The 13,077-nt window shown below is 71.3% G+C and carries 9 protein-coding genes; 6 read left to right on the forward strand and 3 right to left on the reverse strand.

The window, feature by feature from the left end; translation table 11 throughout:
* Positions 1 to 77: 77 nt before the first annotated feature.
* The 3 genes from BUE48_RS07990 to BUE48_RS08000 all read left to right on the forward strand — a co-directional run bounded on the left by BUE48_RS07990 (position 78) and on the right by BUE48_RS08000 (position 4,224).
* Positions 78 to 2,159 (forward strand): DNA gyrase/topoisomerase IV subunit B, encoded by a 2,082-nt coding sequence (locus tag BUE48_RS07990; RefSeq protein ID WP_425358359.1) that lies wholly within the window; start codon positions 78 to 80, stop codon positions 2,157 to 2,159.
* 193 nt (positions 2,160 to 2,352) lie between these two features.
* Positions 2,353 to 3,711: an APC family permease gene (locus BUE48_RS07995; RefSeq protein WP_286989553.1), complete on the forward strand. Its 1,359-nt coding sequence runs from the start codon at positions 2,353 to 2,355 to the stop codon at positions 3,709 to 3,711.
* Between the two features lie 153 nt (positions 3,712 to 3,864).
* Complete coding sequence (locus BUE48_RS08000; RefSeq protein WP_012851973.1) at positions 3,865 to 4,224, forward strand: hypothetical protein; 360 nt, start codon at positions 3,865 to 3,867, stop codon at positions 4,222 to 4,224.
* Between the two features lie 616 nt (positions 4,225 to 4,840).
* On the opposite strand, the gene BUE48_RS08005 is transcribed toward BUE48_RS08000, so the two are convergent.
* Positions 4,841 to 5,407, reverse strand: a complete 567-nt coding sequence (locus tag BUE48_RS08005) for a thioredoxin family protein (RefSeq protein ID WP_286989556.1) — start codon at positions 5,405 to 5,407, stop codon at positions 4,841 to 4,843.
* 1,366 nt (positions 5,408 to 6,773) lie between these two features.
* Here BUE48_RS08005 and BUE48_RS08010 point away from each other — a divergent pair.
* Entirely contained in the window at positions 6,774 to 7,088 is a 315-nt protein-coding gene (locus BUE48_RS08010; protein WP_286989558.1) for a PDDEXK family nuclease, read from the forward strand.
* 350 nt (positions 7,089 to 7,438) lie between these two features.
* On the opposite strand, the gene BUE48_RS08015 is transcribed toward BUE48_RS08010, so the two are convergent.
* A complete protein-coding gene (locus BUE48_RS08015; RefSeq protein ID WP_286989559.1) occupies positions 7,439 to 9,940 on the reverse strand; it encodes a DNA gyrase/topoisomerase IV subunit A in 2,502 nt (833 codons plus the stop codon).
* Positions 9,941 to 10,080: 140 nt separating this feature from the next.
* On the opposite strand from BUE48_RS08015, the gene BUE48_RS08020 reads away from it, so the two are divergent.
* A complete protein-coding gene (locus BUE48_RS08020) occupies positions 10,081 to 11,250 on the forward strand; it encodes a lactate 2-monooxygenase (protein WP_286989561.1) in 1,170 nt (389 codons plus the stop codon).
* Between the two features lie 91 nt (positions 11,251 to 11,341).
* Positions 11,342 to 11,998, forward strand: coding sequence for an ATP-binding cassette domain-containing protein (locus BUE48_RS08025; protein ID WP_012851980.1), 657 nt, complete (start codon positions 11,342 to 11,344; stop codon positions 11,996 to 11,998).
* 25 nt (positions 11,999 to 12,023) lie between these two features.
* On the opposite strand, the gene BUE48_RS08030 is transcribed toward BUE48_RS08025, so the two are convergent.
* A complete protein-coding gene (locus tag BUE48_RS08030) occupies positions 12,024 to 13,007 on the reverse strand; it encodes a LysR family transcriptional regulator (protein WP_286989562.1) in 984 nt (327 codons plus the stop codon).
* Positions 13,008 to 13,077 lie beyond the last annotated feature (70 nt).

Here is a 13,077-nt window from a genome sequence, read left to right on the forward strand (position 1 = left end):
GAGTGAAATGTCAGCGGGCGGGGGTAGCCTTCTGCCCGATGCCCTGACCCCCGAGGAGCGCAAGCACGTTGACCGCAGTGACCGCCGAAGCACCCGCACATGACGACCCCCACGGTTACTCCGCCCGGCACCTGTCGGTGCTGGAGGGCCTTGAGGCCGTGCGCAAGCGGCCGGGCATGTACATCGGGTCCACCGACAGCAGGGGCCTGACCCACTGCCTGTGGGAGATCGTCGACAACTCCGTGGACGAGGCGCTGGCCGGTCATTGCACCAAGATCTCGGTGGTGCTGCACGCCGACGGCTCTTATGAGGTGTGCGACAACGGCCGCGGCATCCCGGTGGACATCGAGCCCAGGACCGGCCTGCCCGGTGTGGAGCTGGTGATGACCCGGCTGCACGCCGGCGGCAAGTTCGGCGGCGTCTCCTACACCGCCTCCGGCGGCCTGCACGGCGTGGGCGCCTCCGTGGTCAACGCCCTGTCGGCGCGGCTGGACGTGGAGGTCGACCGCGACGGCCACACCCACGCCATGAGCTTCAAGCGCGGCCTGCCCGGGGAGTTCGCCGCCCCCGGCCCCGAGCGGCGCTTCAAGAAGAAGTCCGGGCTGCGCAAGATCGCCGAGGTGCCCCCCGGCGTGACCGGCACCCGCGTGCGGTTCTGGCCCGACCTGCAGATCTTCCTCAAGGACGCGCGGATCGACACCGAGACGGTCATGGACCGGATGCGGCAGACCGCCTTCCTGGTCCCGGGCCTGGAGATCAGCGTCCGTGACGAGCGCGGCGAGGAGCCGGTCGCCGAGACCTTCAAGTTCGACGGCGGCATCAGCGAGTTCTGCGACTACCTGGCCAAGGACGAGCCGATCTGCGACACGCTGCGCTTTCGGGGCCGCGGCCACTTCACCGAGACCGTCCCGGTGCTGGATGAGCAGGGCCACCTGACCCCCACCGACGTCGAGCGCGACCTGGAGGTCGATGTCGCGCTGCGCTGGGGCACCGGCTATGACACCGTCTGCAAGTCCTTCGTCAACGTCATCGCCACGCCCAAGCACGGCACGCACGTCACCGGCTTCGACCGCGCCCTGGTGCGCACCATCAACGAGCAGCTGCGCGCCACCAAGCTGCTGAAGAACGGCGATGAGCCGGTCACCAAGGACGACATCCTGGAGGGCCTGACCGCCGTGGTCACGGTCCGGCTGCCCGAGCCGCAGTTCGAGGGGCAGACCAAGGAGGTGCTGGGCACCTCGGCGGCCACCCGGATCGTCGCCCGGGTCGTCTCCGAGGGGCTGAAGGAGGCCTTCGACAACCCCAAGCGGGGCGCCCGCCAGCAGATGCGCGCCGTGCTGGAGAAGATCGTCGCCGCCGCCAAGGCCCGCATCGCCGCCCGCACCCACCGCGACAACCAGCGTCGCAAGAACGCCCTGGAGAACTCCGCCCTGCCGGCCAAGCTGGTGGACTGCCGCACCACCGACGACCGCAGCGAGCTGTTCATCGTCGAGGGCGACTCGGCGCTGGGCACCGCCAAGCTGGCCCGCAACTCCGAGTTCCAGGCCCTGCTGCCGATCCGCGGCAAGATCCTCAACGTGCAGAAGGCCTCCATGGCCGACATGCTCAAAAACGCCGAGTGCGCCGCCATCATCCAGGTGGTCGGCGCCGGCTCCGGCCGCACCTTCGACCTGGAGGCGGCCCGCTACGGCCGGGTCATCTTGATGGCCGACGCCGACGTCGACGGCGCCCACATCCGCTGCCTGCTGCTGACGCTGTTCTACCGGTACATGCGTCCCATGCTGGAGGCCGGGCGAGTGTTCGCCGCGGTGCCCCCGCTGCACCGCATCCAGCTCACCAACCCCAAGAAGGGGCAGGACAAGTACGTCTACTGCTACACCGACGCCGAGCTGCGCCGGAAGCTGGTGGAGTTCGAGCGCCGCGGCATCCGCTGGAAGGAGCCCATCCAGCGCTACAAGGGCCTGGGCGAGATGGACGCCGACCAGCTGGCCGAGACCACCATGGACCCGCGCCGCCGGATGCTGCGCCGCATCCGGTTGCACGACGCCGAAGAGGCCGCCAGGATCTTCGACCTGCTGATGGGCAGCGAGGTGGCCCCCCGCCGGGAGTTCATCACCGCCGGCGCCGCCGAACTGGACGCCGAACGCATCGACGCCTAAGCCGCGGCGAGCCGCCGCGAGGTGTTCGGATGCGCCCGCCGATCACGGCGAAACGCTCTGCCGGGGCGCGTCCGGACCGTCCCTTCGCCCGGGTGTGATCTGGGCGGGGAGAGCGGTTCGGGCGCGCCGCCCGGGGTATGTCGATCATGAAAGCGCGGGGGGCGCCTGACCGCGCGGGCATCGGGAGGGCGTGATGGCGAAGGCGGTCACCGGAGCCGGTGCGCAGACCGGTGAGCTGCGGCGGGTCATCGGGCGCAAGGTGCTCGCGCTGTTCGTGGTGGGCGACATCCTCGGAGCGGGGATCTACGCCCTGGTCGGCAAGGTCGCCGGAGAGGTCGGCGGGGCCATCTGGGTGCCTTTTGTGACCGCCTTCGTGCTGGCGGCGCTGACCGCCTCCTCCTATGCCGAGCTGGCCGGCAAGTACCCGCAGGCGGCGGGGGCCGCGCTGTATGTCAACAAGGCGTTCGGGCTGCCGTTCGTGACGTTCATCGTGGCGTTCGCGGTGATGATGAGCGGGATCACCTCGGCGAGCGCGGCGGCCCGCGCCTTCGGCGGCGACTACCTGGCCGAGTTCGTCTCGCTGCCGGCGCTGGTGGGGGCACTGCTGTTCCTGGCGCTGGTGACGGTGGTCAACTTCGCCGGGATCTCCGAGTCGGTCAAGGTCAACGTGGTGCTCACGGTGATCGAGGCGTTCGGGCTGCTGGTGATCATCGCGATCGGGGCCTGGGCGCTGGCCACCGGGGAAGGAGAGCCGGGCCGGGCGCTGCAGTTCCGCGAGGGCGGGGTGCTGCTGGGCGTGCTCGGCGGGACCGCGCTGGCGTTCTACTCGCTGCTGGGCTTTGAGGACTCGGTCAATCTGGCCGAAGAGGCCCGCGACCCGGCCCGGGACTACCCGCGGGCGCTGTTCGGCGGGCTGGGGATCGCGGTGGCGATCTATGTGGCGGTGGCGTTCACCGCGACGATGCTGGTGGACACCGACACCCTCAGCTCCTCCAGCGGGCCGCTGCTGGAGGTCGTGCACGTGGCCGGGCTGAGCTTCCCGCCCAAGCTGTTCGCGCTGATCGCGCTGCTGGCGGTGGGCAACACCGCGCTGATCAACATGATCATGGCCTCTCGTCTGGTGTACGGGATGGCGCGCGAGCGCATCGTGCCCGCGGTGTTCGGCATCGTCCATCCCACCCGGGCCACGCCCTGGGTGGCCATCCTGTTCACCGTGGCGCTGGCGGTGATCCTGGTGAGCACCGGCGATATCGGCGGGCTGGCCGACACCACCGTGCTGCTGCTGTTGTGCGTGTTCGCGACGGTGAACGTGTGCGTGCTGGTGCTGCGCCGGGACCGGGTGGCGCACCGGCACTACCGGGCGCCCACCTGGATGCCGGTGCTGGGCGCGGTGGCCTGCGTGCTGCTGGCCCTGCCGATCACCGGCAGGGACGCGGCGGTGTATCTGCGCGCGGCCCTGCTGGTGGCCATCGGGGTGGCGCTGTGGCTGGTCAACCGGGTGATCGTGAGCAGGGCCGCAGGCGGCGGCACGCCTGGGCCCGGCGCCGGGTGACAGACCCCAACATCGGGGCGCCGGACGGCATAAGGCTCGTCAAACCGCCGGGGCGGCCGATGCCCGCGACCGAAGACGCGGACACAATGTGTTCGTTCAGTGACGTAATGCAGTAGACGTGCCGGGCGGTCGCCGGGTGGGGAGGGGCGCAGGGTGCCGAAGACACAGCTGATCGCGGACTATCTGCACACCTGCGCCCGGTGGCGGATCAACCTGGTGGAGGAGAGCGACTGCGGGCGCAACGCCCGCGCCGCGATCGCGCTGATCGACGCGGCGGAGTACGCGGCCTCCCTGGACGAGCACGACCAGGTGGTGGTGCGCCTGGCGGTCGCCGGCTGTTTCTCCGGCGGCCGGTTCGACCCCGGCGGGGAGGGCGAGCGCATCGTCCGGAACTGGTGCTATGACGGCGGGCTGCAGCACCCGGGCGAGCTGCTGGAACTGCTGGCCGAGGCGGCGGAGCGCACGGTCGCCTCGGCGCCGCGCCCCCCGCGTCCGCGCACCGCCCAGCCGTGAGGGCGCCGTCCGGGCGCACCGGCTACACGAAATCGCGGTGGTGGAGCTGAGGCTTGCCCGTCGGCGTGGTGAAGATCCTGCCGCGGGACCTGCTGGGCAGCGGTCGCATCACCGTAGGCAGGCCTTCGCCGACCGTATGACCGGGAAGCCTTGAGGCGGGTGCTCGTTGGACTCGGAAAACCTCTGGGGCAGCAGGCCCGCCCGGCCGCACGCCGCTGCGGCGGACCGTCCAGGCGCTGAGCGAGGTGCTCTGGCGCCGGACGCGCACCGGAACCACATCGGGTGCGGGGCCGTGCACGATCGTGAGCCGTCCGGACGCCGCATTCGGCGTGATCTTTGGGTCGGCGGCGGGCCCGGGACCCGCGGGCGCGTCCACAGCGCTCCGCCCGCTCCACGGGCAGCCGCCCATCCGTCGTGCGGGCATGGCTGCCCGTGCCCGGTGATCGGACTGGCCGAGATCATCGCCAAGACGGCGGCGGCGGTGCCGGTGGACCGGACATCGGGCCGGTGGGGCCGTCCGATCACCTGCAGTGGCGGCCGTCACCGTGGACGTGCGGGCTGCAGGCCCTGCCGTTCCGGTTCGCCCCGGCCATCCGCGGAAAGCGCCCTGCCGGGGTCAGGCCGGTTCGTTGCCCGGCTTCCACTTGATGCCGCAGCCGAGGCTGGGGATGTGCGGCTCGGGCACGGTCTTGCCGGCCAGCACCAGGTCGATGGCGGCGCGCAGGGAGCTGCCGTCGGCGGGGACGTCGTTGCCGGGCCGGGCGCCGTCGAACTGGCCCCGGTAGGCCAGGCGCAGGTCCCGGTCGTAGAGGAAGAAGTCGGGGGTGCAGGCCGCCCGGTAGGCCTTGGCCACCTCCTGGGTCTCGTCCACCAGGTAGGGGAAGGTGAAGCCGGCCCGCTCGGCCTGCTCGCGCAGGTGGTCGGGGCCGTCGTCGGGGTAGTTGGTCACGTCGTTGCTGCAGATGGCCACGGCGGCCAGGCCCTTGTCCCGGTATCCGGCCACGACCGAGCCCAGGGCGGACTCGATCCGCCGCACGTACGGGCAGTGGTTGGACAGGAACATCACCAGCACCGCGGGGGCGCCCGACAGGTCCTTCAGCGACACCGTGCCGCCCGTGATCGCCGGGAGCGTGAAGTCGGGAGCCGGCGTTCCGAGCGGAACCATGAACGAAGCGATGGCCATGACACCATCCTGACAGAGTCGGCCCGCCGCCCGACTGAGCTTTTCAAATATTTCCTATCTAGAAAGTTGATTTTTTGTGCGGGGTGTGCCTACGCTCGTTGCGTGCCGTCGAACAAGCGCCTGACCAGCAGAGGCCACATCGACTTCTGTCGCGTGGCCAGCGCCCTGTGTCCGCGCTGACCGCGCCCCCGTGGCGACAACCCTCCGAGGCGACGTGCGCGCCCTGCCGGCCGGCGTGAAAAGACCTGCCGGAGCCGGACTTTCCACCCCCCCTTTTCGGCGCCGAAGGGTGCCGTGGCGTCCGCCTGCATGTCTGCCCGGAGGGGACGCGACCGAAAACGCCGCGGGAACGGGCCGCCGAGGCCGCCTCCCGGCCGTGCGTGCCCGACAAGCCGGAGCCTTCCCTCCGATACGGGAGGCGATCGAACCGGACTGTTGAACTCGCCCTGCCCGCCGCCATGCGGGACGCCCTGGAAGCGGGCACCCGCTGTGGCGGCGGGGCGGCAGGGCTCACCGACGGCTCGGCCCGGTGCTTGTGTCCTCACCGGCCGAGCCCGGAGGGCGCCGTCAGTGCGGCGCGGGGCCTGCGCCCGTCGCCTTCGGCGTCCTCCGGCCGCCGGGAGCGGCAGGCCGCCCGAGGCGGACCTTGGGGTGGGGGCCGCCGGCCCGCCGCTCCCGGCCTTCGGCGTTCACCGGGAAAGGGGCGCTGCTCGTGGTGCTCCTGAGGTCCGGGACATATTTCCCGGTAAAACTACGGCGGTATTGAAATCATGGTGAGGGTTTTTGTGTCGAGATGTGCGTGCTCGGCCCTTGCTCACCTGCCGCCATGTCGACTTCCGGTGGGTCACGGCAGACCGCTGTAGCCGCGTGTACCGGAACTGAGGTTTTCTCATCGAAATGAGGAGGGCGATCCGGGTGCACGGCGCCCATCGGAACGGCGCCGGTGTGCTGTCGCCCCAGTCGAGAGCGATCCGGCGCAAGGGCGCCTTTTCGGTACGTGGCCTTCGAGGTCTAGGACGGGGCTAGGGCGGTTTCCAGCGCCATGATGTCGCAGGTCACAGCGGAGTTCCCGGATGTAGCGCCCCAGCAGGCGACCTCCGGAACGGCGTGTCGAAAAGGCCCATCGAGAAAGCCTCACTGGCCGGCCTGACACCGAACGAATTTCACGGGCCGTCTTCAATGGAAACTGTGAACAGGAGTGTGCTTTTCCTGATCTGAGAGTTTGTCGTGCGCGCTTATAGTGAGTTGGTGCGGATCTGCAGAAATTTGCCGTCTTCAGTCGACCTTGGATAGTGCGCTTCGTGTCCAGATTGACACATAGCACGTGACAGGGAGAACGGGAGAGGGCAGAGCCATGCTCCTTGCGATGGTCCGGCAGGAGGTGGCTCCCGAGATGGGCGAGCAGTCCACGCGCCTGCGCCTGGGGGAGATCTACGAGTCGTTCGACATGCCGGGGCTGCGGGCCGAACTGCTCGATGAGCGGCTCATTGTGAACCCGACGCCGATCAAGCTGCACAACCGCGTCGTCACCTGGCTGACGGCGGAGCTACTGGGCCTGTGCGCGGAACGGGACTGGGATCTGCTGGCCCATGGCGCAGTGGAACTAGCGAAGACCTCCGACAAGGTGCAGCCGGATCTCTTCTCTGCCCACTGGACGAATCCATCGATCATCAATGGCTGACCCTTGCCAAGGACGTGCTGCCGGCGGTCGAGGTGGCCTCTTCCGTCCAGCGGGCACGGCGACCATGAGGTCGAACGGGGCGCCTGCGCGCGCAGCGAGATCCCGATTTACCTGGTCATCGACCCTCGGGACGCCGGGATCACCCTGTATTCGGGGCCGGAGCCGGGCGGTCATTCGCCGATGGCGGCCGTGCCGGTCGGCGACAAGCTCGACCTGCCCGGGCCGTTCGGGATCGTCTTGGACACCGGGACCACGCCGAGGCGTCCGGAGCGTTCTGAGGACGCCCAGCGGAAACCGGGGCGATGACCGTTGCTCCCGTGGCCGGGAGCGGCCACGGGAGCAACGGGTGGCTATTCGGCGGAGGGCTCGGGCGGCTCCTCGGGCAGGGGAGGCAGGAGCGAGCCGATCGCACCGCCGATGGCGGCGATGGCGGTGGGGAGCTTGTCCCCGGAGCCGTCACGGCGGCCCAGCTCGGCGGGCAGCTCCACGGTTTTGCCGGCCTCGGAGACGGCGCGCAGCGGGGCCGGACCGGCCCACGCCCGCAGCAGGACGTCCTCGCCCTTGAGGAAGCGGTGGGAGCGGACGCCGCCGGTGGCGCGGCCCTTGCGCGGGAAGACCGCATAGTCGGAGACCTTGACGGCCCCGTTCTGGGTGCCGGGCAAGGCGGTGGAGGAACCGGCGATCGTCACCACGCGGGACTCCCGGTCCGGGTCGACGGTGCCGAACCAGATGACGCGGGCGCCCTCCGACAGCTTGATGCCGGCCATGCCGGCGGCGGCGCGGCCCTGCGGGCGGACGTTGGCGGCGGCATAGCGCAGCAGCTGGGCGTCGCTGGTGATGAAGACCAGGTCGTGCTCGTCGGAGGCCAGCTCCACGGCGCCGACCACGCGGTCGCCGTCCTTGAGGGAGATGACCTCGAACTCCTCCCGGTTGGCCGGGTAGTCGGGCACCACCCGTTTGACCACGCCCTGTTCGGTGCCCAGGGCCAGGCCGGGGCCGTGTCCGGTCAGCGAGCCCAGCCCGACCACGCGCTCCCCGTCGGCCAGCGTGGTGTACTCGCTGATCGGGGCGCCGCCGGCCAGTGACGGCGGGCCGTCGCCGGGCGGCAGCGCCGGCAGGTCCAGCACCTCCACCTTGATCATCCGTCCGGCGGAGGTGACCAGGCCGACCTCGCCGCGGGTGGTGGCGCGCACCACCGCGGCCAGCACATCGTGCGGGCCGCTGCCGCTCTCGGCGGGCAGCGGGCCGGGGCCGGCGGTGCGGGCCAGCAGCCCGGTGGAGGACAGCAGCACCAGGCACGGCTCGTCGGGGACCTCCAGCGGGACGGCGGCGGCCGTCTGCCCGGAGGACTCCAGCAGCACGGTGCGGCGCGGGGTGCTGAACTTCTTGGCCACCTCGCCCAGCTCCTTGGCGACCAGCTTGCGCAGCTTGCGGTCGGACTCCAAGATCGCGGTCAGCCGGGCGATCTCCTTGCCGAGCTGCTCGGACTCTTTTTCCAGCTCCAGCCGGTCGAAGCGGGTCAGCCGGCGCAGCGGGGTGTCCAGGATGTACTGGGCCTGGATCTCCGACAGCTCGAAGGTCTCCATCAGGCGCCGCTTGGCCTGGGCGGAGTCGTCGCTGTCGCGGATGATCGCGATGACCTCGTCGATGTTGAGCAGCGCGACCAGCAGCCCTTCGACCAGGTGCAGCCGCTCCTGGCGCTTGCGGCGGCGGAACTCGCTGCGGCGGCGCACCACCTCCAGGCGGTGGTCCACATAGACCTGCAGCAGCTCCCGCAGGCCCAGCGTGCGCGGCTGGCCGTCGACCAGCGCCACGTTGTTGATGCCGAAGGTCTCCTCCATGGGGGTGAGCCGGTACAGCTCGGCCAGCACGGCCTCGGGGTTGAAGCCGTTTTTGACCTCGATGACCAGCCGCAGCCCGGTGGTGCGGTCGGTGAGGTCCTTCAGGTCGGAGATGCCGGTCAGCTTCTTGGCCTGGACCAGGTCCTTGATCTTGGCGATGACGCGTTCGGGACCGACCCCGTAGGGCAGCTCGGTGACCACGATGCCCTTGCGGCGGGGGGTGACGTTCTCGATCCGCGCGGTGGCGCGCATGCGGAAGGTGCCCCGGCCCTTGGCGTAGGCGTCGCGGATGCCCTCCAGCCCCACGATGATCCCGCCGGTGGGCAGGTCGGGACCGGGCACGAACTGCATCAGCTCCTCGAGCGTGGCGTCGGGGTGCTCCAGCAGGTGCCGGGCGGCGGCCACCACCTCCCCCAGGTTGTGCGGGGCCATGTTGGTGGCCATCCCGACCGCGATCCCCGAGGCCCCGTTGACCAGCAGGTTCGGGAAGGCCGCGGGCAGCACCTCCGGCTCGCGCTCCTGCCCGTCGTAGTTGGGCCGAAAGTCGACGGTCTCCTCGTCGATGGCGTCCACCATCAACATGGCCTCGTTGGACAGGCGGGCCTCGGTGTAGCGCATGGCGGCCGGCAGGTCGTCGCCGCCCAGCGAGCCGAAGTTGCCGTGCCCGTCCACCAGCGGCATCCGCATCGCCCACGGCTGGGCCATGCGCACCATGGCGTCGTAGATGGCGCTGTCGCCGTGCGGGTGCAGCTTGCCCATCACCTCGCCGACGACCCGGGCGCACTTGACATGGCCGCGGTCGGGCCGCAGCCCCATCTCGTTCATCGAGTACAGGATCCGGCGCTGGACGGGCTTGAGCCCGTCCCGGGCGTCCGGCAGGGCCCGGCTGTAGATGACCGAGTAGGCGTACTCGAGGAAGCTGCCCCGCATCTCCTCGGAGACATCGACGTCGATGATGTTCTCCTCGAAGTCCGGCGGGGGAGGGGGTGCTGGGGATCCGCGTCGTGCCATGCCCACATTGTGGCCGGTCCCGGGGACGGTTTCGGCCGCACGGGGCGTGCCCGCGCCGGTCGTTCCCGGCCGGGGACCTCTCGTGGCACATTTCGTGGCACATTGAGACGTCCCCGACATGACGGCCGGTGGAGGTGGCGATGGGCTCGCATGCGAACTTCCAGAACGAGATCTACCTGAACGGGCTCGGCGACGTCCGCCCCGAGCTGCCCACCGACCTGACCAAGCTGGAGAAGCTGGCCGAACGGCGGTTGCCGGCCGGGGCGTTCGGGTATGTGGCCGGCTCGGCGGGCGCCGAGGCGACGGCCGCGGCCAACCGGGCGGCCTTCGACCGGTGGCGGATCGTCCCCCGGATGCTGCGCGACACCTCCCGGCGGGACCTTTCGGTGCGGGTGCTGGGCACGGCGATGCCCGCCCCGCTGGTGGTGGGGCCGATCGGGGTGCTGTCGATCCTGCACCCGGACGCAGAGCCGGGGGTGGCCCGCGCGGCGGCCGAGCTGGGCGTGCCCATGGTGCTCAGCTCGGTGTCGTCGGTCACCATGGAGGAGGCGGCCGAGGCGAGCGGAGAGGGCTCGCCCCGCTGGTTCCAGCTGTATTGGTCCAAGAACCGGGACGTGGCGGCCAGTTTCCTGGAGCGCGCCAAGGCCGCCGGCTACACGGCGCTGGTGGTCACCCTCGACACCTACGCGATGGGCTGGCGGCCCCGCGACCTGGACACCGCCTACCTGCCGTTCCTGCGCGGCATCGGAGTGGCCAACTACTTCACCGACCCGGCCTTCCAGAAGGCGGTGGGCGGCCCGATCACCGACGCCAACCGGGACGCGGCGATCCTGCAGTGGGTGGCCGACTTCGGGGACCCCACGCTCACCTGGGACGACCTGCCGTTCCTGCGGGAGCACTGGGACGGGCCCATCGCGCTCAAGGGCATCCTGCACCCCGACGACGCCCGCCGCGCGGTGGACGCCGGGATGGACGGCGTCATCGTCTCCAACCACGGCGGACGCCAGGTGGACGGGGCGATGGCGGCGCTGGACGCGCTGCCCGGCGTGGTGGAGGCGGTCGGGGAGCGGGCCGAGGTGCTGTTCGACAGCGGCATCCGCACCGGGGCCGACATCGTCAAGGCGCTGGCCCTGGGCGCCCGGGCGGTGCTGGTGGCCCGGCCGTACGCCTACGGGCTGGGGCTGGCCGGGCAGGCGGGCGTGCGGCACGTGCTGCGCTGCCTGCTGGCCGAGCTGGAGCTGACCATGATGCTCTCCGGGTTCACTGGGCCGCAGGAGCTGACCCCGGAGATCCTGGCCCCCGCACCCTGACATATGTCATGGCCTGAGCCTGCGAATATCCCGGCCGGTTCCTGACGCTCGTGACTGCACGTTCCCGCCGTGCGCGGGAAGCATGGACGCCATGAGCGACCATGTGATCGAGGTACGCGAGCTGACCGCCGGGCACGGCGGGGTCGAGACCGTGCGCGGTGTCTCGTTCACCGTCGCGCGGGGCACCGTCTACGCGCTGCTGGGCGGGTACCGCTCCGGGAAGACGACGCTGCTGGAGACGGTCGCCGGGTGCCGGCGCCCCATGTCCGGGACGGTGCGGGTCATGGGAGCGGACCCGTATGCGCCTTCGGAGCGGCTGCCGGTGGGCACCGTGTGGCGGGAGGGCGGGCTGTTCCCGGGCCTGACCGTCGCCGAGGTGGTCGACGCCTGGCGCCGCTGGACGGTGAACCCGCTCGACCGGGACGAGGTGCTGGGACTGGTCGGGCTGGACCGCCGCGCCGGCACGCGCTTTGAGCGGCTGGGCCCGGCCGGCCTGCGGCGGCTGGACCTGGCGCTGGCCCTGGTGGGCCGCGCCGAGGTGCTGCTTTTGGACGAGCCCACCGCGGGCCTGCCCGCCACCGACGCCCACGCGATCCGCGGGCTGCTGCGGGACCTGGCCGGTGCGGGGGTGACGATCCTGCTGGCCACCCGCGACCTGGACGAGGCGTGCGCCGCCGACCGGGTCGGGGTGCTGGAGGAGGGGCGCCTGACCATCGGCCGTGCCTCCGGCTCCCTGCGCGCCGCCTGACCCGCGCTCACGTGGCGGCCTTGTCTCAAACGGCCGGTCCGAGGGGACTTCCCGGCAGGCCGCCAGGGGGCGCCTCATCTCCCTTCCCCCGGACGGGCAGCTCCCGGGACAGCTCCCCGGCGAAGCGCTGCAAGATCCCCAGCAGGTCGGCGGCCAGGCGGGGCGGACGGCGGCGATGCACGATGTAGATCTCGCGGGCCAGGGAAAGGCCGCGCAGCGGGCGGGCGGCGAAGGCGGGGGAGGCGGTGTGCCGCAGGGCGGTGCTGGGCACCAGGGCGACGCCGATGCCCGCCGCGATGAGCGCCAGCGTCACCTCATAGTCGTGGGTCTCGTAGGCGGTGCGGACCGGCACGCCGGTCTGCGCGGCGACCGTCTCCAGGCACACCCGGTTGTGCACCCCGGGCTCGCCGGAGATCCACTCCTCGCCGGCCAGGTCGGCGAAGGAGACGGCGGGCCGGTCGGCGAGCGGGTGCTCGGGCGGCAGCACCACCAGCAGCGGGTCGGTCAAAAGCAGCTCGCGCCGCAGCCCGGGCGCCGCGGGCAGGGACCCGCCGGGGTAGCGGTGGGTCACCAGCAGGTCCAGGTCCCGGGAGGTCACCAGGTCGTAGCCGCGCGGCGGCTCCAGGTCCAGCAGCGACAGCCGCACCCCGGGGTTGACCCGGCGGAAGGCGGCCAGCGCCTCCGGCAGCAGCGTCTTGCCGGCGCTGGCGAACGTGCCGACCGACAGGTGCTGCGGCTGCCTGCCGGCCGCCGTGCGCACCGCCTCTTCGGCGTCCCGCAGCTCGCCCAGCACGCGTTCGGCGTGCCGCAGCAGCACCCGGCCGGCCTCGGTCGGATGCGCCCCGGAGGCGGTCCGCACCAGCAGCGGGCACCCCGCCTCCTGCTCCAGTTTGGCCAGCTGCTGCGACAGGGCCGAGGGGGTGAACGACATCTGCTCGGCCGCAGCGGTGATGGACCCGGCTCGGCTCACCGCCACCAAAGCGCGCAACCCGGTGATGCTCAGCGCCATTAAGCGATTCTAAAGGCTTCCCATAGATCCTTACTGGTGCTTAAGGGGCAAGGGGACGAGACTCCTGGGC

This window comes from Thermomonospora sp. CIF 1, assembly GCF_001896795.1.
In the GTDB taxonomy this organism is placed as follows: domain Bacteria; phylum Actinomycetota; class Actinomycetes; order Streptosporangiales; family Streptosporangiaceae; genus Thermomonospora; species Thermomonospora curvata.